The following is a 24,004-nucleotide window of genomic DNA, read 5'->3' as shown; positions in this document are numbered from 1 at the left end:
GTTCCGATTCGGGGGCGGGTGGTGTCTGTACAGGTATCAGCCGACCGGAAGGACTCCCCCGATGACCCAGCAGACCGCGCTCGACGTCGCGCTCGCCTACCACCGCGCCTGGACCGGCCACGACTTCGAGGCCGCCATGCAGTACGTCGCCGACGGGATCGTCTGCCGGGCGCCGTCCGGGCCGATCGAGGGCGCGGAGGCGTTCCGCGGGTTCATGGAGCCGTTCTCGAAGATCCTGCTGGAGTCGGAGCTGCTCGCGGCGTACGGCGACGAGTCGACGGCGCTGCTGATGTACGGGACGCGGACGGTGCCGGTCGCGGATGCGCCGGCGGCGGAACTGATCACGGTCGTGGACGGGCGGATCACGGAGCTGCGGATCATCTTCGACCGCCAGCCGTTCACCGAGGCGCGGGCTGCCGATGCGTCCTGAGCGCCGGCGGGGGCAGGAACTACTTGACGAGCTGGCCGAGGCGTACGACGGGGTGCCGGGGGTTGATCGCGCGGCGATGTTCGGCAGCGAGGCGCTTCGGGTGCTGTCTCAAGGTGAGCCGAAGGTGTTCGCGTTCGTGGGACGCGAGGGACAGTTGATCGTGAAGCTGCCCGGCGCGCGCGTTGCCGAGCTGCTCGCCGCGGGTGGCGAGGAGGTGCACGTCGGGAGAAACCCCGCACGTGAGTGGGTCGGCATACCCAATACGAACCGCTGGAAAGCTCTACTTGACGAGGCCTACACGTTCGTCAGCGGCGCTTGAAGTCGACCTCACCGGCCCGCCGGACCAGCTCGACCTGATCTCCCAAAGCCCATTCGGCGACCCGCGAGACCGTGTCGGCGGGGATCGCTTCGCTCAGGCCTGGGCGGGCCGGGATGCCCGTGCTGGTGTGGGCGTTCTGCGGCAGAACCACCCGATACCCGCGGTCGAGTGCCGTGCGGGCGGTCGCGCTGACGCACATCTCCGACATCAGGCCGCAGATCGCGACCGCCCCGACGCCGTGGTCGGTGAGGAGTGCGGTCAGTGAGGTCTCGCGGAAGGCGTCGTCGTGGGTCTTGCGGATGACCGTCTCACCGTCGGCCGGCTGGAAGTGCAGCTCCCAGCCAGCAGTCCCAGGCGCATCCACCTGACCGGCATCGCCGTCGTTCTGGATGTGGACGATGAGAGCCCCACTCCCCCGTGCTGCCGCCAGGAGGCCTGCGACGGCCTGTTCCAACTGGTCGGCGTCGGGTACGGCGTGCGCACCACCCACGTGCCCGGCCTGGACGTCGATGATCAGCAGCGCGTCCACAGGTTCCGGCATGCGGCGATCATCGACGAACCCACCGGCGCGGTCAACCGGATTCACCGGCCCCCGGTGAAGGTGATCCCGTTGGTGATCTGCTTCTGGGCGAGGAAGAAGATCGCCAGACAAGGCAGCGTGATCAGCACCGACGTTGCCATCAGCAACGGGGTGTCGGTGCCGTTCACGGACTGGAAGCCGGCCAACGCGAGCGGCAACGTCTTCCACTGGTCGGAGTTGATGTAGATCGCCGGGCCGAGGAAGTTGTTCCAGTAGCCCATGAACAGCAGGATCGACACCGCGACGACGGCCGGCCGCGCGAGCGGCAGGTAGACGAGCAGGAACATCTTGAACCAGCCACACCCGTCGACGACCGCCGCGTCGGCGAGCTCGGCGGGCATCCGGGAGAAGAACTGCCGGAACAGGAAGATGTAGAACGGCGACCCGAAGAACGCGGGCAGGATCAGCGGGTACAGCGTGTCGATCATGCCGAGGTTGTTGAACAACATGAACTGCGGCACCATCGTCACCTCCCCCGGCAGCAGCATCGTCGCCAGCACCACCGCGAAGACCAGCCCGGAGAACCGCACCCGCAGCCGCGCGAACGCGAAACCGGCCAGGGCGCACGAGAACACCGTCCCGACGATCGGGATCAGCGTGGTGAGCACCGAGTTCAGCGCGTACCGCCAGAACGGGAACGACGTGATCGCCCGGGTGTAGTTGTCCCAGAGGAACTCGCTAGGCCAGATGCTCGCGCCCGCGCTGCCGACGCCGGCCAGCGAGCGCAGCGAGGTCGCGATCATCCACAGGAACGGATAGACGAACGCGGCCGAGCCGAGACCGAGTACGACGTACAGGATCACCGTGAGCGGCAGGTTCCGCCGCCAGTACGGGCGGTCCGCGCGCCGGACGCTCGCGGCGACCTCGGTGGCGCGGCCGGTGTCGACCAGTACGGCCATGGCTCAGCCCCTCCTCAGGCGCGGGCGGCGGCGCCGCCCGCCCATCTCGGTCTCGTAGTAGATCGCGAAGGCGCTGCCGCGCAGCGTCACGGCGGTGAGCGCCATGATGATCACGAACAGGATCCAGGCCAGCGCGGACGCGTAGCCCATCCGGAAGTTCTGGAACGCGTTGTCGTACAGGTAGTAGACGAAGAACAGCAGCGAGTCCTTCGGGCCGCCGTTAACGACGAAGCCCTGGGTGAAGATCTGCAGCGCGCCGATGATCCCGGTCAGCACGTTGAACAGGATGATCGGGCTCAGCTGCGGCAACGTGACGTGCCAGAACAGCCGCAGCGGCCCGGCGCCGTCGAGCGCGGCGGCCTCGTACAGCGTGACCGGCACGTCCTTCAATCCTGCCAGGTAGATCACCATCGCGCCGCCGACCGTCCACAGGCTCATCAGGATCACCGTCGGCAGCGCCCAGGACGCGTCGTTGAACCAGCCGGGACCGGTGATCCCGATCTTGCCGAGCGCGTCGTTGACCAGCCCGTACTGCGGGTTGAAGACCCACAGGAACAGCACGATCTGGGCGACGCCGGAGACCAGGCTGGGCAGGTACCAGATGGTCCGGAACAGCCGGATCCCCGGCAGGTCGACGTTCATCAGCAGCGACACCGCGAACGCCAGCGCGGTCTGCAGCGGGACGCTGATCACGGCGTACAGCAGCGTCACCTTGATCGCCTGCCCGACCCGCGGGTCCTGGAAGGCCTCGGAGTAGTTGGCCAGGCCGACGAACTTCGGCGGCGTGATCAGGTCCCACGAGGTCAGGCTGACGAAGATCGAGGACAGCATCGGGCCGACGGTGAAGATCACGAACCCGATCAGCCAGGGCGAGATGAACAACCAGAAGGCGATCGTCTTGTCGGCCCGCGGCCACCTGCGCAACGCCGCGTACGCCGCCAGCCCGATCACGGCGTACAGGACGATCAGCAGGACCAGGAACGGGACCAGCGGCACCAGGACCGCGGGCACTCCCCAGGACTCCGCGAGCTGGCGGATCCATCCGATGGTCGGGTTCACGGTCTACCTCACTGCTTCAGGGCCGCGGTGCACTTGTCGTTCAGACCGGGCAGGATCTTGGCCACGTCGTCCTTGCCGCTGCCCAGCGGGGTGTAGCTGGTGATGCCCTTGTCGGCGTCGCCGGAGATCTGGCCCTCGCGCTTCACCGACGGGCTGACCAGACCGGTCTTCAGCGCGGTCGTGAACGCGGCCAGGTTGCGCTCGGCCGGAAGCACCTTCTCCAGCGTCGGCGTCGACTCCGCGATGATCGGTACGCCGAGCGCGGTGTTGCCCTGGATCAGCTGGTCCTGCGCCGTCTTGTTCGTGCTGGCGAACTCGACGAACTTCTTCGCCGTCTCGGCCTTCTTGCCGCTGGCGTTCTTCGCGATCGCGAGCCCGCCGACCTCCATCGGGAATCCCTTGCCGGGGACCGGGACGAGCGTCCAGTTCGGCTTGCTGATCTTGGCGAAGTCGGCGACAGTCCACGGCCCGAAGTCGCTGAAGGTCCCGAGCCGCCCGGCCGCGAACCACTGCGCCTGGTCCTGGCCCTCGATGTCGATCGAGTTCGGCGCGGAGCGCTCCTTCTGCAGATCGACGATGTACTGCGCGGTCGCCACGCCTTGGCTGTCGCCGAACGTGCAGGCGGTCGCGTCGGCGTTGTAGAAACCGCCGCCGGCCGCGGTCAGCCAGCCCTTGAACCACATGTTGCTGGTCCCGAAGACGCGGGTCTTGCCGTCGCCGTGGGACAGCTTCTGCGCGATCGTCTTGAACTCGTCGAGGCTGAGCGGCGTGGTCGGGCTCGGCGCGGGCAGCCCGGCGGCCTTGAACGCGTCCAGGTTGACCGCCATCACCTTCGGCTTGGCGGTGAACGGCGTCGCGTAGTACTTGCCCTCGAACATGAGCGCGTCGGAGATGTTCGGCTGGACGAACTTGCCCGGGTCGACCTGCTGCTCGGCGAAGCTCGGCGCGAACCCGGCCAGGCTGGTGTTGCTGATCTCGATCACCGTCGACTGCGTGCCGGCCGCGATCGAAGTCTGCAGCTTCTGCTCGTAGTCGGCCTGGATCCAGTTCGTGGTCACCTTGGTGCCCGGGTTGGCCTGCTCGAACGCGGCCGCGATCGCCTTCAGCGAGGCGGCCTCGGAGTTGGTGCCCCAGAACGAGAAGGTGATGTCACCGTTCTCGTCGGCGGCACCGTTGTTGGCGGCGGGCTGGCTGCCGGTCGCGCACCCGGCGGCGAGCAGCAGCGCGGCGAGTCCGGCTCCGACGGGGAGCAGGCGGTTGCGAAGTGTCATGAGGGGTCCTTCGTCTGAGTTGTCACCCGGACGGTGCCGCCGGGCTCGATGGTGCGGTGGCCGGCCGGTCCGGCGGTCACCGTGAGCGGCCCCGGTCCGCTGTGCACGGTGACCTCTGTCGTGTGCCGTCCTTCTTGGGTGATGCGCAGGTCCCAGCCGCCGACCCGGACGTGGTCGGCGGTCAGCCGGCCGATGTCGGCCGGCAGGTGGGAGTCGATGGACAAGGCACCGGCCGCGGCGTCCGGCCGGAGTCCGAGCAACCCGGCCACCAGGTGGTGCACCACGGTGAACGAGACCTCGGGGTAGTCGTCGCGGCTGTCGATCAGGTGCCGGATCCAGCGCCACGCCGACTCGTCGCGACCGTGCCGGAAGAACACCTCGGGCAGGTAGCTGAACGCCTCGATGTTCTTCGGCGGGGACAGCTCGAGCTGCTGCTCGACGAAGTCCAGGAACTGCTCGGTGCGGACGCCGTCGCCGGTCAGCCCGGTCATCGGCGCGATCCAGCTCGACTCCAGTCCCCAGCCGAAGTCGAGGCCGTGGTCCGCGGTGCGCCCGCGGGCGAAGCGGCGTTGCTCGTCGTCCCACCAGGTCGTCAGGAACTCCTGCTGGAGCTTGTTCGCGCGGTCGCCGTACGCCGGTCCGTGGTGCTTGGCGAGCGCGGTCAGTGCGGCGTACTGCAGAGCGATCCCGTCCGCCGCGACGATCAGCGGGTGGTCGGCGTCCTGCTCGTTGTACGTCGCGGAGCCGGCGAAGATGTCGCCGGTCCCGGGCGATTCCGGGACGCCGTCGCCGTCGTGGTCGTGCAGCGCGACGAAGTCGTCGACCGAGCGCAGGTAGTACGCCGCGAGGTCGGGGTCGTCGAGCCAGCGCCGGTCGCCGGTCCAGTCGTACTGCTCCAGCGCCCGCCAGGTCAGGTCGAAGACGGCGGGGATCTCCCGCACGAAGTCGTCGTCGCCGCGGTAGTCCAGGGCGGCGACCGCGCCGTCGAAGTGGAACGCCCAGACCGGGTACCACTTGCGGACCGCGGTGGCGGAGGCGGCGAAGTGGCGCAGCATCGCGAAGTTCTCGGCGTCCAGGCCGAGCAGGTGGGCGCCGCCGGCCTGGTGGCAGACGTCGCGGGAGTAGAACATCGGGCGCGACGGGTAGCCGGCCCAGTACGACGGGAGGTTGCCCTCGGCAACGTCCGTGGTCACCCAGGCCAGCGCCTGGTCGCGTGCCCAGGCGAAGGCGTTCTCGACGTACGCGCTGTCCGACGTGACGGTCAGCTCCGGCATCGCGGTACCCTTCGACGAATCCGTGTTTAGCGGTAAAATTAGCATGGATCGGGTATTCGTCAATACGTGGGAACGCTTCGATTTTACCGCTATAGTCGGTGGTCGAGAGTTACTGACGACGACAGGAGCCGCCGATGCCCGTCCCGCCCCAGGCCTCGTTCGAGGTGCGCTCCCCCGACGGTTCGGTGGTCCGGACCGCCACGGTCTCGGGGGCCGCCACGGTCCGGGAGGTCATCGCTCCCGGCGCCGGGGCCGGCGGGCTCGACGCGCCCACCGCCGGGGTCAGCGGGCTCGACGCGCCCACCGCCGGGGTTCTGCTGGTGGAGATCGTCGCCGCGGACCTGCGGGTGGAGCCGGTCCGCATCCGCTGGACCTGGCCGGTCGAAGGCGCGGCGACGCTGTGGCAGGCGACCCAGGGATCGCACCGCAACCTCCCGACCGACTGGGGCTCGCAGCGCGACGTCCGCTCGGTCCGCTCGGCGCCCGTCGCCGCGCTGGTGCGCACCGACGACGTGAGCCCGCTGGTCGTGTCGCTGTCCTCGAGCGTGCGCGGCTGCGACTTCGCCGTCGGCGTGAACGAGGAGACCGCCGAGCAGTTGGTCGAGCTCGTGGTCGACGACGTCGAGCTGGTCGACGGCGAGCACCGGCTGACCGTCCGGATCGACCTGCGCGCGCTGCACTTCGCGGCCGCGCTGCGCGGCGTCACCGACGCCTGGACGGCCGAGCTCGGCGACCGGATCACGCCGGTGCCCGACGTCGCCCGCACCGCGATGTACTCGACCTGGTACTCCGACCACCAGCACGTGTCGCAGGAGTCGGTCGAGCGGCACGCGTGGACCGGCGCGCAGTACGGGTGCAGTGCGGTGATCGTCGACGACGGCTGGCAGACCGACAACACCCAGCGCGGGTACGCGTACTGCGGCGACTGGGAGCCGACCAGCAGCTCCTTCCCCGACATGGCCGACCACGTACGGCGCGTGCACGCTCTCGGCGTCGACTACGTGCTCTGGATCGCGCCGCCGCTGATGGGCCGGCACTCGAAGGCCTGGGACCGGTTCAGCGACAAGGCGCTCGGCTTCCTCGACGCGGAGCAGACGACGGTCGCGCTCGATCCCCGGTACGCCGACGTCCGCGAGCACCTGGTCGAGTGCTGCGTCCGGCCGGTGCGCGACTGGAGTGTGGACGGGCTGAAGATCGACTTCATCGACAGCTGGGCCTGGAAGAACCCGCCGCCCACGCCGGACGGCGACTGCGCGACCGTGGACGAAGGCGTCGAGCTGTTCTTCGCCGCGGTGCGCGACGAGCTGCAGCGGTTGCGGCCGGACCTGCTGATCGAGTTCCGGCAGGACTACGTGAACCCGCGGCTGTGGCAGTACGGGACCTTCCTGCGCGCCGGCGACTGCGCGCTGGACGCGGTGGAGAACCGGGTGCGGACGGTCGACGCGCGCTTGCTGGCCGGCGATCGGGCCGTGCACTCGGACATGCTGATGTGGCACCCGGACGCCTCGGCGGAGGCCGTCGCCGAGCAGTTCATCGGCGTGCTGTTCAGCTCGCCGCAGGTGTCGATGGAGCTCGACGCGGTGTCCGACGAGCACGACCGCGTGGTGCGGTACTGGCTCGGCTTCTTGCGAGATCACGCGGCGACGTTGCTGCAGGGCGAGCTGGTGCCCGTCCGGCCGGACGCGCGGTACACGCAGGTCGCGGCGATCACCGCGGAGGAGACGATCGTCGCGGTGTACTCGAACCCGGTCGTGCGGCTGGCGGCGCCGGCCGGCGTACTGCTGCTGGTGAACGGCGGGAACGAGCCGACCGTGCTGCTCGACGGTGCCGGTGACGAGCCGGTCGAGGTCGTAGTGTCTGACTGTTCCGGCCGCGAGGTGCGGCGCGGGACGTGCGCACCTCCGCGAGGGCTGTGGGCGCTCGACGTACCGGTCGGTGGCGTGGCGCGGATCGAACGCGCCGCCACGGCCTGACGCGCGGCGCCGCGGTGACGCTGGTTGGATGAGTTGACGAAGGGGGCTTGATGGCGACCGAGCGGAAGACCGCGCACCGCCGGACGACCGTGGCCGACGTGGCCCGGAAGGCCGGGGTGTCGGCGATGACGGTGTCCAACGTGGTGAACGCGCCGCACCGGGTCAGCGAGCAGACGGTCGCCGCGGTCCAGGCCGCGATCGCCGAGCTCGGGTACACGCCGAACCACGCCGCCCGCGCGCTGTCGTCCGGCCGCAGCCAGGTGATCGGGCTGCCGCTCTACCTCGACGACGCGGTCGACGAGCAGAACCCGGGGCTCGGTGGATTCCTGCACGGGCTGCTCGGCGGGCTGGTCAAGGCGGCCGCGGTCGACGGGTACGGCGTCCACGTGACGACGCCGACCGAGGGCAAGACCGAGATCGCCTTGTACGAGCAGCTGATCGCCGCGCGTCAGGTCGATGCGATCGTGGTGCTGGAGACGATGCCGCACGATCCGCGGATCGAGTTCCTTTCCGCGAAGGGGTTCCCGTTCGTCGCGTTCGGGCGGACCGGCGCCGGGCAGCGGCAGTGCTGGGTCGATGTGGACAACGTCGAGTCGATGGCCGCGATCGGGCGGCACCTGCGCGCGGCCGGGCGCTCGCGGGCGGCGTACCTGGGGACGAAGAGCGAGCTCCCGTGGGTGCATCAGCGCGAGGAAGGATTTCGGCAGCTGTTCGAGACGCCGTACGCGACGGAGTCTTTCGACGACCTCGACGCGGTGGGCGCTTATGTCGCCGCGGCGATGGCGGGCGCTGATCGGCCGGATGTGTTCGTGGCGGACAACGACGCGTTCGCCGTGGTGGCGATCCGGGCGTTGCAGCGGCTCGGGGTCAAGGTCGGCGAGGACGTCGCGGTGACCGGCTTCAACGACTTCCCGTTCGCGAGCATGCTCGACACTCCGCTGACGACGGCCCGGATTCCGCTGCGGGACATCGCGAACAGCCTGTTCGCGCGGGCGCTGCGGGAGATCGCGAACGAGGCTGATCAGCCTGGGTGCCTGGTCACCGCTCCCCTGGTCGTGCGCGCCAGCGCCTAGCCGTCTCAGCTGGGAAAACCCGTACGCCGGGGATCCCGGCGCCTGTTAGTTTCGCCAAGGCACCGACGGCGGAGGGGACGGGCGATGATTGTCAGCACGGAAGCACTGATCGGGATCGCACTGATCGAGCTGGGGCTGGTGGTGATGCCCGGGCCGAACATGATCTACCTCGTCTCACGCTCGGTCGTGCAGGGCCGCCGCGCCGGCCTGATCTCGCTGGCGGGCGTCGGGACCGGCTTCCTGATCTACCTGCTCGCGGCGGCGGCCGGGCTCGCGACGGTGTTCGCGCTGGTGCCGGAGATCTACGTCGGGCTGAAGATCGCCGGGGCGGCGTACCTGCTCTGGCTGGCCTGGAAGGCACTCCGACCGGGCGGCAGCTCGGCGTTCACCCCCGACGCTCTGGAGCCGGATCGCCCGCGCAAGCTGTTCGGGATGGGCCTGCTGACCTGCCTGCTGAACCCGAAGATCGCGATCCTCTACATCTCGTTGCTCCCGCAGTTCGTGGATCCGTCCCAGGGTCACGTCGGCGCGCAGAGCCTGATCCTCGGGCTCACGCAGACGGCGGTCGGCGTCGGCGTGAACGCGATCTTCGTGATCACCGCCGGGTCCGTCGCGGTGTTCTTCAGCCGCAAGCCGCTGTGGGCGCGGATCCACCGGTATGTCACTGGTACGGCGCTCGCGGTGTTCGCGGTGAAGCTCGCGACCGACCGCGCGCAGCCGGTCGCTGCGCCCTGATCGAGATGGGGTCTGTCCGTCGGGTGGTGGTGATCGGCGTCGCGGGCTCGGGGAAGTCGACTGTGGCTCGCGCGCTGAGCGCGCGGCTCGGTGTACCGCATGTCGAGCTGGACGCCCTGTTCTGGCAGGCCGGGTGGACGAAGCTGCCCGAGGACGAGTTCGCCGCGCGAGTCGCTGCGGCGACGGCGAGCGACGGGTGGGTTGTCGACGGCAACTACTCGGCGCGGGTCCGGGAGATCACCTGGACGGCCGCCGATGTGGTGGTCTGGCTGGATCTGCCGCGAGCCGTGGTGATGTGGCAACTGGTACTGCGGACCGTACGGCGGACGCTGAGCGGGGTCGAGCTGTGGAACGGGAATCGGGAGCGGCCGTTGCGGGATCAGCTGAGTCGGGATCCGGCGCGGTCGATCGTGCTCTGGGCCTGGCGGACGTATGCGCCGACCAAGCGGGAGTACGAGCGGCTCAGCGAGGACCCAGCAGTCGCGCGGATGGTCAGGCTGCGGTCGCGGCGGGATGTTCGGCGGTTCTTGTCTTTCGGGCCAGAGTGAGGACGACCGCTGTGCCGAGGACGCCTGCGCACGCGATGGTGATGTTCGGGGCGACGAAGGTTCCGATCACGCCGGCGAGGGCGATCGTGACGCCCTGGACCGTCATCAGGCCGCTGGTCTGGACGGTGAAGAGGCGGCCTCGGTACGCCGGGTCCGCCGCTTCCAGGATCAGCGGGTCGACGGCCTGGTTGAAGGCGTGGCCGCTGCCGGAGACGGCGAGGAGGACTGCGGCGAGCGCGACCGACGGGGTGAGGGCGAAGGCGATCGCGGGGAGTTGTGTTGCCAGGAGCAACGGAATGAGGAGTTTGCGGCGCGTCTGCGGCGTGAGGCGGGTGGCGGCGAGCTCGCCGAGGACGGTTCCGGCGGCGTAGCCGGTGAAGAGGGCGCCCGCGGCCGAAGCGGCTGCGCCCGTTTGGGCGGCGTACGCGACGGCCAAGCCGTCGGGGACGGCGGAGAAAGCGGGGGCTGCCCAGGTGAGGAGCAGCAGGGTGCGGACCTTCGGGGTGGTGAAGAGGTAGTGGAGGCCTTCGCGGGACGCCTGGAGGGTGTTGCCGCGGGCGCCTGGCGCCGGAGTTGACGGGGTGCCGAAGCGAATCAGGACTGCGGAGAGGGCGAAGGTTGCGACGTCGAGGGCGAGCAGCCAGGTCGGGCCGACGGCGGCGACGGCGATCGCGCCCAGGGCGAAGCCGGTGAGGACGGTGGTCTGGCTGATGGTTCGGAGCAGGGATCGGCCGGTCGGGAAGAGGTCGGCGGGGAGGAGCTGGGTGAGGCTGGCGGAGCGAGCGCCGGCGAAGATCGGGGCGATCAGGCCGGTGAGCAGCAGCAGGCCGAGCAGGGCGGCGACGGGGAGGCCGGGGATGAGCATGGCGCCGATGCAGAGCGCGCTGAGCAGGTCGCAGGCGACGAGGAGCGGGCGGGCTGGGAAGCGGTCGGCGATCGAGGAGAGGATCGTGCCGCCGAGGGCGTACGGGAGGAACGAGCAGACGAGGACGAGCGCCGAGAGCAGCGGGGAGCCGGTGCGGTCGAAGACGAGGATCGAGAGCGCGACCTGGGCGGCGACGGTGCCGACCATGGAGACGGCGTGCGCGGTGAAGACGGCACGCAGGCCCGGGATGCGGAGTACGGCGAGGTAGCCGCCCGCGGGACGGGCAGCGCGCGGTGGATCGGCCTGAGAGGTCACGGGCCGAGCGTGCCCGGCGACGCCGACCGGCGACTAGACTTTCGGGGGTGACCGAAAGATGACTGTCCTGCGCTTCACCCGGGCCGACGCGCTGCGCTGCCGTTTCGGCGTCTCGCCGCTCTGGGAGACCGTCTCCGCGGTCCGCGTCCTGAACGGCAGCAAGCACCGCCCGCTCTACTCCCCCTGGGTCGCCGCCCAAGCCGAGGCGGCCAAACGGCTCGACCTCCGCATGCTCCGCGCAGTGCAGCCACGCACCGGCTTCACCCCCGACTTCCTCACTCCCCCGCCGAAGGCCTCCCGCGCCCGCTTCGCGACCGAGATCGCCCGCGTCCGCGCGACGCCGCTCGACGTCGTACGGGCCGAGCTCACCAGATCCCGTGACGAGCTGAACAACCCCGCGGCGCCAGCGATCGACCGAATGCTGGCCGATCCGGCCGGAGCCCGCGAGCGGTTCGCCGACCAGATCGAGGACGCCTGGACCACGCTGATCGAGCCCGACTGGCCAACGATCAGCCGCGTGCTCGACGACGACATCGCGCACCGCGGCGAGCAGCTCACCAGCGGCGGGCTCGCGAAGCTCTTCGACGACCTGCACCCGACGCTTTCCTGGAACGACGACAGCCTGATCGCCTCCCGCTACCGCGAGCCCGACCACGAGCTCTCCGGTGAGGGACTGCTGCTGGTCCCCGGCGCCTTCGCCTGGCCGTACCTGGTCGCCATCGTTGCCCCGGGCTACCAGCCGACGCTGGTCTACCCAGCACGCGGTGCAGCCCGCCTCTGGGACGACGCACCCGCAGCACCCGACCCCCTGGCCACTTTGCTCGGCAGAACCAGAGCAACCCTGCTCACAGCACTGGACCCACCAGCAACGACCAGTGCCCTCGCAGCGCAGTACGGACTGGCCCTGGCGACAGTCGCCGAGCACCTGAAGGCCCTGTACGCCGCCGGCCTGGTCACGCGTCGCCGTACGGGTCACCAGGTCCACTACCGACGCACCGACGTGGGACAGGCAGTAGTCGACGCCTCTGTCGGATAGAAAGACGGCATGAAGAAGCACATGCGGAGGTGGCCGGCCTCACTGGCGGTGCTGGTCGTGCTGGGCCTGCAGCTGACAGTTCCGGCCGAGGTGCTGCCGATGCCTCGCTGGCTGCTGCCAGCGCTCGGCGCTGCGCTGCTGGTTCCGCTGGTGTGGGCAAACCCGTTCCACCTGCACCGGGACGAGCCCTGGCTGCGCTGGGTGGAACTGGTCCTGCTGGCCGTCATCGTGGTGATCAACGGGATCTATCTGGCCGGCCTGATCGCCTACCTGACCTCCGGTGACGCGAACAACGGCATGGTGCTGGTCAAGGCCGCGCTGCTGATCTGGGTGACGAACGTCGTCGCGTTCGCGGTCTGGTACTGGGAGGTCGACCGCGGCGGCCCGTTCGCGCGGGCGCCCGAGCACGAGCACGAGACCGAACGCGCCGACCTGCTGTTCCCGCAGATGACCGCTGACATCCCCGGCTGGGAGAAGTGGCTGCCGGGGTTCACCGACTACCTGTTCGTGGCGTTCACCGCCGCGACCGCGTTCAGCCCGACCGACACGATGCCGCTGTCGGCCCGGGTGAAGGCGCTGATGACGGTCCAGTCGGCGATCTCGCTGCTCACCATCGCGGTGGTCGCGGCGCGCGCGGTCAACGTGCTCTGACCACGAACTGAAACACTCTCGACGCGCCTGTAATGGGTGTGCCAGCATTACGCCCATGACACAGGATGCTGCCCGGACGAAGTCGATCGGGCTCGGGTTCGCGCTCTTCTCCGCGGTCACCTTCGGCGGCTCCGGACCGTTCGCGAAGGCGCTGATCGGCGCCGGGATGTCCCCGCAGCAGGCCGCCTGGCTGCGGATCCTGGGCGCCGCCGCGCTGCTCGTCCCGCTGGTGCTGATCTTCCGCGGCGCGGCCGGACTGCGCGCCGCGCGCGCCTCCTGGCCGCAGCTGGTCCTGTACGGGCTGACCGGCATCGCCGGCTGCCAGACGCTGTTCTTCATCGCCGCCAGCCGGCTGCCGGTCGGCGTCGCGATCCTGCTCGAGTTCTCCGGGCCGGTGCTGGTCGTCGCCTGGCTCAAGTTCGGCCGCAAGGTCGCCGTGCCGAAGTCGGCCGCGCTGGGCGTCGGGATCGCGCTGGTCGGACTCGCGACCGTGGTCGAGATCTGGTCCGGCGTCCGGCTCGACCTGATCGGGCTGCTCGCCGGGCTCGGCGCGGCCGCATGCCAGGCGACGTACTTCATCCTGATCGACAAGCTGACCGGCGTCGCCGACCCGCTGGTGATGACGGCCGCGGGCAGCGTCGTCGGCGCGATCCTGCTGACCGCGATCGCGGCGCCCTGGGGCATCCCGTGGAACGCGCTCACCGACACGATCGCGATCGGCGAGCGGTCGGCGCCCGGCTGGGTGTTCGCGGCCTGGCTGATCGTGGTCAGCACCGTGGTCGCCTACCTGGCCGGCGCGGCCGCGGTCCAGCGGCTCTCGGCGGCGATCGGCGGCGCGGTCGCGTACGTCGAGGTGGTCGCGGCGACGCTGTTCGCCTGGATCCTGCTCAACGAGACGCTGACCACGAACCAGATCATCGGCGGCGCGATCGTGCTGCTCGGCGCGTTCGTCGCCCAGTCGTCGGTCGGCAAGGTCGCGCCACTCGAACTGCCGGTCACCGAGGAGGTCCCGGAGTCGGTGCGAGGATAGGCCGCATGGAGCTGACAGTTGAGGGTGGACAGGTCCGGGGCGTCACGACCGACGGGGTGACCGCCTACCTCGGCATCCCGTACGCCGGTACGCCGGTCGGCTACGAAGCGCCGCAACCGGTCGTCGCCTGGGACGGCGTCCGCGATGCGACCGCGTTCGGGCCGACCGCGCCGCAACCGCCGTACGACCCGCCCTTCGACGTGCTGCTGGCGAACCCGCTCAGCGACGGCGACGAGATCCTCAACCTGAACGTCTGGACTCCCGGCGGCGAAGGGCTGCCGGTGATGGTCTGGATCCACGGCGGCGCGTTCCGCAACGGGTCGAACAGGATCCCCGCGTACGACGGGAGCGCGTTCGCGCGCGACGGGGTCGTGCTGGTCGGCATCAACTACCGGCTCGGCGTACAGGGCTTCGGCGTCGTGCCCGACGCGCCGAGCAACCGCGGGCTGCTCGACCAGCTCGCGGCGCTGCGCTGGGTGCGCGACAACATCGCCGCGTTCGGCGGCGACCCCGAGCAGGTGACGATCTTCGGGCAGTCGGCCGGCGGGATGAGCGTCGCGACGCTGCTCGCGATGCCCGCGGCCAAGGGGCTGTTCCAGCGCGCGATCGTGCAGAGCGGGTCGGCTGAGGCGGTGGCGCTGGACAGCGACCTCGCGCTGGTGACGGCTGAGGTTGCCAAGCGGCTCGGCGTACCGGCTACTGCTGCTGGGCTGTCGTCCGTCTCCACGGTCGAGCTGATCGCTGTGCAGCAGCAGGTGTCCGCTGAGCTGCGTGCTGCACCTGACCCGGCCCGCTGGGGTGTGACGACGGTGCAGGCGGGCGGCGGCATCATGCCGCTGTTCCCGGCGATCGATGGAGAGCTGGTGCATCAGCAGCCGCTGGCAGCGATTGCTGCTGGTGCTGCGGCTGGTGTGGAGGTGATGGCTGGTGCTACGCGGCACGAGTTCAACCTGTTCACCGTGCCGACTGGAATCGCTGCTCGATCACTACTGAGGCCCTGCCGGTGCTGCTCGCTCGGGCTGGGCTGGACCCGGCGCTGGCGTCGGAGTACACCGGGACGCCTGGTGAGATCTTCACCGCGATCAGCAGCGACCGTGCGATCGCGCAGCCGACGGTGAGGCTTGCTGAGGCTCAGCAGGCGGCTGGCGGTACGGCGTACGTGTACGAGTTCAGCTGGGAGTCGCCGCTGGAGGGGCTGCGCTCCTGCCACGCGCTGGAGCTGCCGTTCGTGTTCGACACCCTGGCGACCGCCACCTCCCCGCTGTACGGGTCGGAGCCGCCACAGGAGCTGGCGGACCGGATGCACGCCGCCTGGGTGAGCTTCGCGAAGACCGGGAGCCCGGGCTGGTCGCCGTACGAGCCGACCACCCGGGCTGTCCAGGTCTTCTAGAGGAGCGAGTCCACCAGTTCCCGCGGGAGGCCGTGGGTCTCGTGCAGGTACTCGAAGTCGCTGTCGTCGAGCGGCTTGCGGAAGCGGTCGTGGCTGAGGATGCGACGGCCGCGGTCGAGCAGGTTGGTGAACCGGATCTCCTCGTCGATCATGATCCGGCGCACCAGCGTGACCAGCTCGCCCTGGTGGAAGTGGTCCAGGGTCTGCTGGAACAGCTCGATCGGCAGGTCCGCCAGCGACCGCGACTCGTCGTCGCGCCACAGGATCGTCAGCACCCGGCGGATCAGCCGGCGCAGCACGTAGCCGCGGCCGGTGTTCGACGGGTGCACGCCGTCACCGACGATCACGATGCTCGACCGGAGGTGGTCGATCACGATCCGCTCGTCGGTCTCGCCGAGCTTCCACAGCTTCGGCACGGTCTGCGTCCACGGCTCGAACAGGCTGGTCTCGTAGACCGACTTCTTGCCCTCGAGCAGCATCGTCAGCCGCTCCAGCCCGAGCCCGGTGTCGATGTTGCGCTGCTCCAGCGGCTCCAGCGACCCGTCGTCGAGCCGGCGGTAGCGCATCATCACGTGGTTCCACACCTCGACCCAGCGGTCGTCGGTGGTCGGGGTGCCCTCGGGTGAGCCGTCGCCGGTCCAGATGAAGATCTCCGAGTCGGGGCCACACGGACCGGTCGGGCCGTTCGACCACCAGTTCTCGTCGCTCGTCAACTCGACCTGGACGCCCAGCGACTGCCAGGTGCGCAGCGACTCCTGGTCCAGCTCGACCTGGTTGTCGCCGCCGAACACGGTGACGTACAGCTGGCTCGGGTCGATGCCGAAACGCTCGGTGAGCAGCTCGTAGCCCCAGCGCAGGGTCTGCTCGCTGCCGTAGTCGCCGAGCGACCAGGAGCCCAGCATCTCGAACACGGTCAGGTGCGTCGGGTCGCCCACCTCGTCCAGGTCGGTCGTGCGCAGACATCGCTGCACGCCGACCAGGCGCCGGCCCAGCGGATGTGGATCACCTTCCAGGTACGGCGTGAGCGGGTGCATACCGGAGGTGGTGAACAGCACCGGGTCCCCCGGGCGCGGGATCAGCGAGGAGCCCGTGGTCGGGATGTGGTCGTGCTCGGTGAAGAAGTCGAGGAAGGTCTTGGTGAGGTTCATTTCGGGTCCTTTGGGGTGTGGACCGGAAACGATGGGCTGGCCTCGGAGACGCAAGAACCGGCGGACCGTTTCCGGTCGCCGGTTCTGGAGGAAGATGTCAGACAGCGGCAGCCGGAGAGCGGAAAGCTCGTACGGCTGCGGCGAGGCGGGACATCTGATGCATGCACCCAGAGTACACACTTTTGGTCAGACGTCGAGCAGGGTCCTGAGCTTCGTACCGGAAGTGGCCCAGGTCCACTCACTCTCGACCCACGCTCGGCCGGCATCACCGAATGCTTGCGCACGGCCCCGATCGGTGAGCAGCTCGACCAGCCGGACCGCGGTCGCGACCGGGTTGTACGGGTCGACCAGGTAGCCGGTCTCGCCGTGCCGGACGGTGTCCGGCGTACCGCCGGAGTCGCCGATCACCACCGGCTTGCGCGTGGCGGAGGCCTCCACCGTGACGATGCCGAGGGCTTCGGGTTCGAGGCCGAAGCGGCGCGTCCGGGTCGGCATCGCGAAGACGTCCGCGGCGTCGACGTACGGCGGGATGTCCTGCCAGGGCACGGATCCGGTGAAGTGCACGGAGTCGCCGAGCGGTTCGGCCAGGGCTTCCAGGCGCTCGCGCTCCGGGCCGCCGCCGACGAGCAGGAGGACGGCGTCGGGTACGTCGGCGAGCACGCGCGGCCAAGCCTGGATGAGGGTGTCCTGGCCTTTGCGAGCGATCAGCCGGGAGACGCAGGCGACGACCGGACGATCGCCGAGTCGGAGGCTTTTGCGTATCTGCTCTCCCCCGCACCCCGGGAAGAACCGAGCCGGATCAACACCTGGAGTGAGTCTCTCGATGGTTGCTTTCGGCGACAGCGCGCGGGCGATCCGCTCCTCGCACCACGCCGAGACCGTGGTGACGACGTCGGCGGTGTCGCCGATCCTGCGCAGGGCCTGGCGGGTCGCCGGCAGGCTCGCCCACCAGGTTTCGTGACCGTGGCTCATGGCAACGATCCTGCGGGCGCCGGCGGCCCGGAGCTGCTGGGACATCAGGCCGAGCGGGGCGGCGGCGCCGAAGAGGACGCGGTCGGCGTCGTACTCGCGCATCAGCTCGATCGCTCGGCGGGTGACTCGGGGCGTCGGGAGCAGCATCTTCGTGCGGTCGCGAACGACCGGGAAGGACAGCGTGTGGTCGTACGCCGTGTCGCCGGGAGTGTGCGACGTGTAGACGACGAGATCGTCGAGCTCGTCGCAGAGTGACCGCACGAAGGTCTCGATCCCGCCCTGGCGGGGCGGGAAGTCGTTGGTGACGACGAGGACGGTCATCCGGCTGTCGGGGCGTGGCGCAAGGTCATCTGTCCACCAGCGGCGGCACCGGATCCCCGTGCTCGCTCCCCCACGCCCGCCCCATCGCGATCCGCTCCGGCGGCGTCGGATGGCTGGCGAACATCCAGTACCGCCAGCGGCTCGGCTCGAGACCCGAGATGTTCGTCACCGACAGCGCGTGCTGCATCTCGACGAAATCCTTCGGATCGTTCGTCAGCCGCAGCGAGTGGAAGTCAGCGCGCGCTTCGATCCGGCGACTGACCAGGTTCTGCACCGGCGCCGCGAGCGTCGTACCGGCGACAACCAGCGCCAGTAACGCCGCCGTACGGCGCGGATCAGCCATCCGATCACCGAGCAGCAGCTTGAGCAGCACCACGGCGAACGCCGCCCCGAGTGTCCCGATCAGCGTCCCATGCAGCACGTCGTCCTCGGCCGCATGCCCGAGCTCGTGCGCGACGACTAGGCGCACCTGTGCCGGCGTCGCGTCCTTCAGCAGCGTGTCGTAGACGACCAACCGCCGCGTCGATCCGAAGCCCGACACGTACGCGTTCAGCGCCGTCGTCCGCTTCGACGCGTCAGCGACGAGCACATCGCGAACCGGTACGCCGTCCTCACGCGCCAACTGCATGAACGCGTCGCGCCGCGCTCCCGGCGCCATCGAGGTGAAGTCGTTGAAGCGCGGCTCGACCAGCACCGGGTACGCGAACGAGACCCCGAGCACGAGCACCGCGCCGGCGATCGCCGCGGGCGCCCACCACCAGGTTCGCCACTTCTTCGCCAGCGCGATCAGCCCGAGCGCGATCGCGACCAGCGCGAGCGACATCAGCAGCCAGTTCACCGCGCGGTCGCGCAGCCACAGGCCCCAGCTCTCGGTGGACAAGCCGTAGTCGCGGGTGACCTGCTCGGCCAGCGCGTCGGTCGGAAGCGTGACCAGCGAGGTCACTAGCCCGAGCCCGGCGACCAGCACCGGAACGGCGAGCCACCAGCGGCGGATGCGCAGTACGTCGTACAGGCGGCGGCCGAGCGGGCTGAAGCCGATCGCCAGCGGGACGAGCACCGACAGCACCCACGAAGTCGTTGACCACGGCAACAATGCGTGGCGGAACGCTTGCTGGCGGTCGATCTCGGCGCTGGTGAAGTCGAGCGCGGCGTCCGGGGTGGGCAGGTCGATCAGGTGCCAGGGCGTGGTGGTGACGATCACCACGACCAGAGCGGCGGCGACCAGCACACCGGCGGCCCAGGGGGCCCGGCGGGCGGTCGCGTCAGACACCGGCGAGCCGCTTGATGTAGTTCTGCCAGTCGGCGACGAACTGCTGCTCGGTGGTGCCCAGCACGGTGCGGAACGCGTCGGCCAGCCCGGTCGGGCTCTTCGACGCGTGCACGGTCCGGTAGAACTTGACCAACTTGCTCTGTCCTTCCCGCTCGGCGATCAGGCGGCACGCGAGCCAGCCCGACTCGTAGGCCTGCGGGAGCTCCGTCGACGACGCGGCGAACGCCTCCGGCGCCGGCAGCGTCTTCGGGACCTTGCCGGCCCGGATCGCCTTGAACAGCTCCTTCGCCGCGGACTCGTCCTGGACGGAGACAGCGGTGAAGGCGACGTAGTCGGCGAACCCTTCGGCCAGCCACAACGGTACCGGCGAGGCGGTAGCGGTCGAGGCGACGTGGGTGGTCTCGTGGGTGAGCACGATCCGCCGGCCCTGCTTGCCGAGCTCGTCGAACAGCTTCGGGTTGGCCACGATCCGAACCGGGGCGCCGACCTGCGGGGTGTCCAGCTCGGCCATCGTGACGGCCGCGATCTGGGTGTAGGTGCCCTGCTGGGCGCCGAGCACGTTCTCCATCTGGGACTGCTTCGACGGCAGGTAGATGACCGCCTTCTGCCGCCAGTTCCGGCCCCAGACCTTGCTGACCGAGTCGACCGCGCGGTCGGTGACCTCCGCGTAGTCGTCGGCGTTGGCCTGCGAGTCGAGGCTGATCACCAGGCTGTGCTCGCTCCTGGCGACGTCGATGCTGCCGAGCGCCCAGATCGGGCGGCGCTGACCGGCCACGAAGCGTTCCGAGAAGGACGCGGCGTACGTCGTACCGTCGCGGGTGACGAAGGTGACCGGGAGCATCTCGCGGGCCGGCTTCGCGTCGTACCCGGTGAGCTGCCAGGAGACCTCGACCTGGGCGAGCCAGGACTGGGTGCCGCCGAGGGCGCGGGTGCGGTCCGGCTCGAGCGCGGCCGGGTCGTCGCTGACGTAGCGCAGCTGGAAGGTCGCGAGCGGGAGCTTGCCGAGGTTGCTGTAAATCGTCCGGGCCTGCTCGTCGAAGGACTTGGCCTGCGGGTCGATCGTGGCCAGGAACTCGGAGCGGTTCTCGGCGCGGACGGCGTCGGCCATCTTCTGCAGCACGGCCTCGCCGGCGACCGCGCGGCGGACGCCCCCGGAGGCCTCGTCGGGAGTCGTGGAGGTCTGACCGGGATTGGGGGTACCGGTCGGGCCGGTGGTGCTCGCGGGGTCGTCGGCCAGCTGACGGATGCCCGCGAAGGCGGCGACGCCGACCACCCCGACCGCGGCTCCGAGGGCGATCCGCTTGACGAGAGGACGCGGGAGGGGCCAGACGACACTCTTCCAGGAGCCGTCAGCGTCCTTGCCACCGTCCCCGCTTCCGGCGGGGCGAGGAGCAGCTACCGGCTCGGTCTTGACCTCACCGACCGGCGCGTCGTCCCACCAACCACCCCCGGTCGCCGGCTTCTTCTGCCGCGGCGCCGCGTGCTGCGCGGGGATCACCACCGTCGTCTGGTCCGACGGGGCCTTCCGCGGGCCCGGGGGAACGGCAGGCAGCGGCGTCGTCTCGCGCTGGTCGTCGTTCACCTCGGCCCCTTGCTGCTCACCTGCCCCAGTCCGGGGAGTCACTTTAGGCGTCCTCCCCGACAGGAGAACACACCGGTGGTGAAACGACGCGGCTCCGGGGGGCGTGCCCCGGAGCCGTGATCACGAATCTGAACCCGCGCCTGCTTAGCCCGGGCGGACGGCGCCGCTGTACGGCATCACGTTGATGGACTCGGTCTTGACTGGCTTGCCGGGGCGGCTGGCGTGCACCATCCGGCCGTTGCCGATGTACATGCCGACGTGGCTGATCGGGCTGTAGAAGAACACCAGGTCGCCCGGCTGCAGCTGACTCTTGCTGACCCGACGGCCCTCGTTGATCTGCTGCTTGGACGAGTGCGACAGCGAGACGCCGGCGCGCCCCCAGGCCGCCATCGTCAGGCCGGAGCAGTCGAACGAGCTCGGGCCGTCGGCGCCCCACACGTACGGGTCGCCGAGCTGGGCCATCGCGTAGTTCACCGCGGCCGCGGCGCGGCCGCTGGCCGGGACGTCCGGCAGGTCCTCGTCGTCGTCCATCCGGCCGCTGCGGCTGGTCCGCTGCTCGCGGGCCTCCTCGGCTTCCTTCTCGTTCTCGGCCTCGATCCGGGACCGTTCCTCGTCGCTGAGCTTGCCGAGCACCTTCTCGGCGGCGTCGAGGTTGGTCTGGATCTGCTTCTTCAGGCCGTCCTGCTGGGCCTGCACGCTCTGCAGCGCGGCCAGTTCGGTCTGCTCGCTGGCCTGCAGGTCGGCGAGCTTGCCCTGGGCGGCCTGGAACTTGCGCAGCGCGGAGTTCTGCTGGCCGGCGTACGCCTGGGCGGTGGAGGCCTGGCTGAGGAACTGGTCGGGGTTCGTCGACAGCAGCAGCTGCGCCGTCGTCGTCATCCCGGAGGTCTGGTACCCGGCGACCGCGAGCGAGCCGATCTGCCGCTTCACCGCGTCGACCTGGGTCTGCTGCTTCTTGATACCGGCCTGCAGCGCCTTCACCCGGTCGGTCGACGCCTTGATCTGCCCACGCAGATCGTTGGCGGATTCCCCGGCCTGCTCGGCCTTGTGCTGCAGCGTCGCGACCTGGGCCTTCGCCTGCTCCAGCGTCAGCTTGGGGTCCGCGTCCGCGGCTCCCTGGATGAAGAGCACTCCCGCCACGACGGCGGTGCTGGTGATGGCGGCGAGGGCGATACCCCTGGTGCGGTTGATGCGTCCGATGGACACAGCCCGGTCGGTCCCTTCCTCTGCTCGCGCCGTCCCCGTCGACCCGACGCCCGAAGCGACGAACCTACCGCAGCAGGTTCTTCGCCGGCCGGGGGGTCACCCTTCGGCTGGTGCTGCCCGGCCGGTCCGGAAGACCGACACGCTGAGGCAACGAGAGGTAACAGTAGTAACCGATTCGTGACCGGTGCAATTCGCCCCTCGGGTTTGATCCAAAATTAACGTCGGGCAAAGGGTTGCCGACCGTCCCGGTCGCGGTCAGGGCGCGACCGGAGCGGCGCTCAGACCGCGTCCGCGGCCGATTCTCCTTCCCCAGCAGCGTTTGGTTCGACGCTGCTGACGGCATGGACCAGCCGCAGCGGCGGCACCAGACCGGACTGGGCCAGTACGTCGAGCGCCGCGCGCTCGTCGTCGTCGATCCGCAGCTCGGCGGACCGCTCGGCAGTCAGCCCGAGCACCACCGTGACCACGCAGTCCTGGCAGCCCGGACCTCTCATCACGCACGCGTCGCAGTCGATCAGCACAACGTCCTCCAAAGGGGGGAAGCACCCGGACTTGCATCCGGCTGCCAAGGACGCTAAAGAGCCCCACCGACAGTTTCTGATCGACGGGGTTTCCAGGCGCGGCGGCGGATCGGCTTCAGGGGCGGGCGATCCGTGCGATCAGACTGATCGCGGACAGCGCCCGGGCGCCGAGCTGGACGATGCTCTCGGCAACCTCCCGGTCCGACGAGACGACCACGATCGGGCGCCCCGGCGGCTCGGCGCGGACCAGTTGCCTGATCACCTCGTCGGCGATCACGCCCGCCGGGCTGAACCGCACCCGTACGCCGCGCGGCGGCGTCAGCTGCACCGGCCCGGACAGCTCAGCGCCGTCGAACACCACCGTCACCTCGACCCGCCGCTGCGCCACCAGCGCGCCGAGCGCAGTGACGAGCCGCTGCCGCTGGGAGTGCAGCGGGGAGTTCGGCCAGACGGTCTTGGTGACGTTGTACCCGTCCACGATCAGGTGTACCTGCGGTAGCGCCAGCAGCTCGTCGAACAGCGCCGGGTCGTCGTCAGGCGCCGTACGGCCGACAGGAGCCGCCGACGGCTCCACACCGGCGACAGTGTCGGCAGGGCGCAGCTCTCCCCCAGGCGGCAGCGCCAGCTCACGCCGTAGCCCGCTGGCAGCCTCTACGAGCGTGTCCAGCAGCAGTCTGGTGCGGGTGGACGCCATCTCGCGCTCCTGCCCCGCCGTACGACGTGCTGCGTGCTCCACAGCCTCCAGCTCGGTCACCCGGGCCCGCAGCTTGCGGACCTCCCGCTCCACCTCGGCGCGCGCAGCAGCGACCCGCTCGTCCGCGGTGGTCGCCTCGATCGTCCGCTGCTCGAGCTCGCCCTGCAGACCGCTGATCCGCTGGCGCGCCTCGTTCAGCTTGCGGCGCAGAGTGGTGTTCTCCGCCTTCAGCTCGGTCACCTGCTCGCGCAGCCGCTCCCGGACCTGACGGGTCTCCGTACGGGCCTGGTCGAGCTGGTCGGTGAGCCGGGTGACCACCTGGTCGTCCACGGCGGAGGTGTCCGGCTGCACCTGGGCAGCGGCCAGCACCCGGTCCTCCCAGTCGTCCGGGCGGAGCAGGTACGCCAGCGCGGCCGCCTCCACCGGCTCCGCGGCCGGGACCGGGACGCCCTCCGCGATCGCGTCGCCGAGCTCCGGGTGCTCCCGGCGTACCTCGAAGGCGATCAGCCGGCGGAAGTGCTCGTCGGTCGCCAGGATCGGGCCCATCACCGACGCCGACAGCTTGGCCCGCTTCGCCGGGGCGAAGCTGGCGAACCGCCGCAGCGGCGCCGGGACATCGGTCGCGGGCAGCTGACCGAGAGCCTGGGCGGCGAGAGCGAGAACCCGCTGCCGAACCGGTTCGGGCAAGGCGGTGGTAGCGGAGCCGGCGGCGGTGCCTGCCTCAGTCACCGGTCCGCAGTCCGGCCCGGACGGAGGTCTGGCTCAGCCAGTGACGCGGACCACAGCGGCCCGGCGCACGGCCCGGGATCGCGGTGATCGCTTGAATACGCATACCGGCAGCGTAG

General features: G+C 70.1%; 24 protein-coding genes. 11 read left to right on the top strand and 13 right to left on the bottom strand.

Annotation, left to right across the window (positions count from 1 at the left end):
• Positions 1-61: 61 nt before the first annotated feature.
• A complete protein-coding gene (locus tag ACZ6Z4_RS37255) occupies positions 62-430 on the top strand; it encodes a nuclear transport factor 2 family protein (protein WP_465576590.1) in 369 nt (122 codons plus the stop codon).
• Positions 420-749: a hypothetical protein gene (locus ACZ6Z4_RS37250; protein WP_465576588.1), complete on the top strand. Its 330-nt coding sequence runs from the start codon at positions 420-422 to the stop codon at positions 747-749. Before ACZ6Z4_RS37255 ends, ACZ6Z4_RS37250 begins: the two co-directional genes overlap by 11 nt.
• Here the strand turns inward: ACZ6Z4_RS37250 and ACZ6Z4_RS37245 are convergent.
• From ACZ6Z4_RS37245 to ACZ6Z4_RS37225, 5 genes are read right to left on the bottom strand one after another with little or no spacing between them, the layout of a single operon-like run.
• Entirely contained in the window at positions 736-1,290 is a 555-nt protein-coding gene (locus tag ACZ6Z4_RS37245) for a cysteine hydrolase family protein (protein WP_465576585.1), read from the bottom strand. The genes ACZ6Z4_RS37250 and ACZ6Z4_RS37245 overlap by 14 nt on opposite strands.
• 41 nt (positions 1,291-1,331) lie before the next feature.
• Positions 1,332-2,228 carry a carbohydrate ABC transporter permease gene (locus ACZ6Z4_RS37240; protein WP_465576582.1) on the bottom strand — a complete coding sequence of 299 codons (897 nt, stop codon included), beginning with the start codon at positions 2,226-2,228 and terminating at the stop codon, positions 1,332-1,334.
• Positions 2,229-2,231: 3 nt separating this feature from the next.
• A complete protein-coding gene (locus ACZ6Z4_RS37235; protein WP_465576579.1) occupies positions 2,232-3,287 on the bottom strand; it encodes a carbohydrate ABC transporter permease in 1,056 nt (351 codons plus the stop codon).
• A gap of 8 nt (positions 3,288-3,295) precedes the next feature.
• Positions 3,296-4,558 carry an extracellular solute-binding protein gene (locus tag ACZ6Z4_RS37230; RefSeq protein WP_465576574.1) on the bottom strand — a complete coding sequence of 421 codons (1,263 nt, stop codon included), beginning with the start codon at positions 4,556-4,558 and terminating at the stop codon, positions 3,296-3,298.
• The gene (locus ACZ6Z4_RS37225) at positions 4,555-5,832 is read right to left on the bottom strand and encodes a hypothetical protein (protein WP_465576571.1); all 1,278 of its coding nucleotides are present in this window, start codon (positions 5,830-5,832) and stop codon (positions 4,555-4,557) included. The genes ACZ6Z4_RS37230 and ACZ6Z4_RS37225 overlap by 4 nt, the downstream gene beginning before the upstream one ends.
• Positions 5,833-5,966: 134 nt before the next feature.
• On the opposite strand from ACZ6Z4_RS37225, the gene ACZ6Z4_RS37220 reads away from it, so the two are divergent.
• The 4 genes from ACZ6Z4_RS37220 (at position 5,967) to ACZ6Z4_RS37205 (ending at position 10,161) form a co-directional block, all read left to right on the top strand.
• The gene (locus ACZ6Z4_RS37220; RefSeq protein WP_465576567.1) at positions 5,967-7,805 is read left to right on the top strand and encodes a glycoside hydrolase family 36 protein; all 1,839 of its coding nucleotides are present in this window, start codon (positions 5,967-5,969) and stop codon (positions 7,803-7,805) included.
• A gap of 50 nt (positions 7,806-7,855) precedes the next feature.
• Complete coding sequence (locus tag ACZ6Z4_RS37215; protein ID WP_465576564.1) at positions 7,856-8,878, top strand: LacI family DNA-binding transcriptional regulator; 1,023 nt, start codon at positions 7,856-7,858, stop codon at positions 8,876-8,878.
• Between the two features lie 84 nt (positions 8,879-8,962).
• Complete coding sequence (locus ACZ6Z4_RS37210) at positions 8,963-9,613, top strand: LysE family translocator (protein ID WP_363671089.1); 651 nt, start codon at positions 8,963-8,965, stop codon at positions 9,611-9,613.
• A 5-nt stretch (positions 9,614-9,618) separates the two neighbouring features.
• Complete coding sequence (locus ACZ6Z4_RS37205; RefSeq protein WP_465576559.1) at positions 9,619-10,161, top strand: P-loop NTPase family protein; 543 nt, start codon at positions 9,619-9,621, stop codon at positions 10,159-10,161.
• On the opposite strand, the gene ACZ6Z4_RS37200 is transcribed toward ACZ6Z4_RS37205, so the two are convergent.
• The gene (locus ACZ6Z4_RS37200; RefSeq protein WP_465576555.1) at positions 10,106-11,341 is read right to left on the bottom strand and encodes an MFS transporter; all 1,236 of its coding nucleotides are present in this window, start codon (positions 11,339-11,341) and stop codon (positions 10,106-10,108) included. The two genes, ACZ6Z4_RS37205 and ACZ6Z4_RS37200, sit on opposite strands and share 56 nt — an antisense overlap.
• 58 nt (positions 11,342-11,399) lie before the next feature.
• Between ACZ6Z4_RS37200 and ACZ6Z4_RS37195 the strand changes: the two genes are divergently transcribed.
• The 5 genes from ACZ6Z4_RS37195 to ACZ6Z4_RS37175 are packed head-to-tail and all read left to right on the top strand — an operon-like array spanning position 11,400 to position 15,448.
• Positions 11,400-12,377, top strand: a complete 978-nt coding sequence (locus tag ACZ6Z4_RS37195) for a DUF5937 family protein (RefSeq protein ID WP_465576548.1) — start codon at positions 11,400-11,402, stop codon at positions 12,375-12,377.
• Between the two features lie 9 nt (positions 12,378-12,386).
• Positions 12,387-13,028 (top strand): hypothetical protein, encoded by a 642-nt coding sequence (locus ACZ6Z4_RS37190; RefSeq protein WP_363671097.1) that lies wholly within the window; start codon positions 12,387-12,389, stop codon positions 13,026-13,028.
• 55 nt (positions 13,029-13,083) lie between these two features.
• A complete protein-coding gene (locus ACZ6Z4_RS37185; protein ID WP_465576543.1) occupies positions 13,084-14,058 on the top strand; it encodes an EamA family transporter in 975 nt (324 codons plus the stop codon).
• 5 nt (positions 14,059-14,063) lie between these two features.
• Positions 14,064-15,176: a carboxylesterase/lipase family protein gene (locus ACZ6Z4_RS37180; RefSeq protein ID WP_465576539.1), complete on the top strand. Its 1,113-nt coding sequence runs from the start codon at positions 14,064-14,066 to the stop codon at positions 15,174-15,176.
• Positions 15,173-15,448, top strand: a complete 276-nt coding sequence (locus ACZ6Z4_RS37175) for a carboxylesterase family protein (protein ID WP_465576536.1) — start codon at positions 15,173-15,175, stop codon at positions 15,446-15,448. Before ACZ6Z4_RS37180 ends, ACZ6Z4_RS37175 begins: the two co-directional genes overlap by 4 nt.
• Here ACZ6Z4_RS37175 and ACZ6Z4_RS37170 read toward each other — a convergent pair.
• The 7 genes from ACZ6Z4_RS37170 to ACZ6Z4_RS37140 form a co-directional block, all read right to left on the bottom strand.
• Positions 15,445-16,596, bottom strand: coding sequence for an alanine--tRNA ligase-related protein (locus ACZ6Z4_RS37170; protein WP_465576531.1), 1,152 nt, complete (start codon positions 16,594-16,596; stop codon positions 15,445-15,447). The two genes, ACZ6Z4_RS37175 and ACZ6Z4_RS37170, sit on opposite strands and share 4 nt — an antisense overlap.
• 186 nt (positions 16,597-16,782) lie before the next feature.
• On the bottom strand, positions 16,783-17,889 hold the full coding sequence (locus tag ACZ6Z4_RS37165; protein ID WP_465576529.1) for a glycosyltransferase family 4 protein: 1,107 nt from the start codon (positions 17,887-17,889) through the stop codon (positions 16,783-16,785).
• Positions 17,890-17,914: 25 nt separating this feature from the next.
• On the bottom strand, positions 17,915-19,159 hold the full coding sequence (locus ACZ6Z4_RS37160; protein WP_465576526.1) for a M48 family metallopeptidase: 1,245 nt from the start codon (positions 19,157-19,159) through the stop codon (positions 17,915-17,917).
• The gene (locus ACZ6Z4_RS37155) at positions 19,152-20,741 is read right to left on the bottom strand and encodes a hypothetical protein (protein ID WP_465576521.1); all 1,590 of its coding nucleotides are present in this window, start codon (positions 20,739-20,741) and stop codon (positions 19,152-19,154) included. Before ACZ6Z4_RS37155 ends, ACZ6Z4_RS37160 begins: the two co-directional genes overlap by 8 nt.
• Before the next feature lie 144 nt (positions 20,742-20,885).
• Complete coding sequence (locus ACZ6Z4_RS37150; RefSeq protein ID WP_465576517.1) at positions 20,886-21,944, bottom strand: C40 family peptidase; 1,059 nt, start codon at positions 21,942-21,944, stop codon at positions 20,886-20,888.
• A gap of 278 nt (positions 21,945-22,222) precedes the next feature.
• Positions 22,223-22,465 carry a hypothetical protein gene (locus ACZ6Z4_RS37145; RefSeq protein ID WP_363671113.1) on the bottom strand — a complete coding sequence of 81 codons (243 nt, stop codon included), beginning with the start codon at positions 22,463-22,465 and terminating at the stop codon, positions 22,223-22,225.
• A 115-nt stretch (positions 22,466-22,580) separates the two neighbouring features.
• Positions 22,581-23,888 (bottom strand): NYN domain-containing protein, encoded by a 1,308-nt coding sequence (locus ACZ6Z4_RS37140; protein WP_465576512.1) that lies wholly within the window; start codon positions 23,886-23,888, stop codon positions 22,581-22,583.
• Positions 23,889-24,004: the final 116 nt, after the last annotated feature.

The sequence above is a fragment of the Kribbella sp. NPDC104740 genome, assembly GCF_055583505.1.
This window is presented reverse-complemented; position numbering and strand designations above follow the sequence as displayed.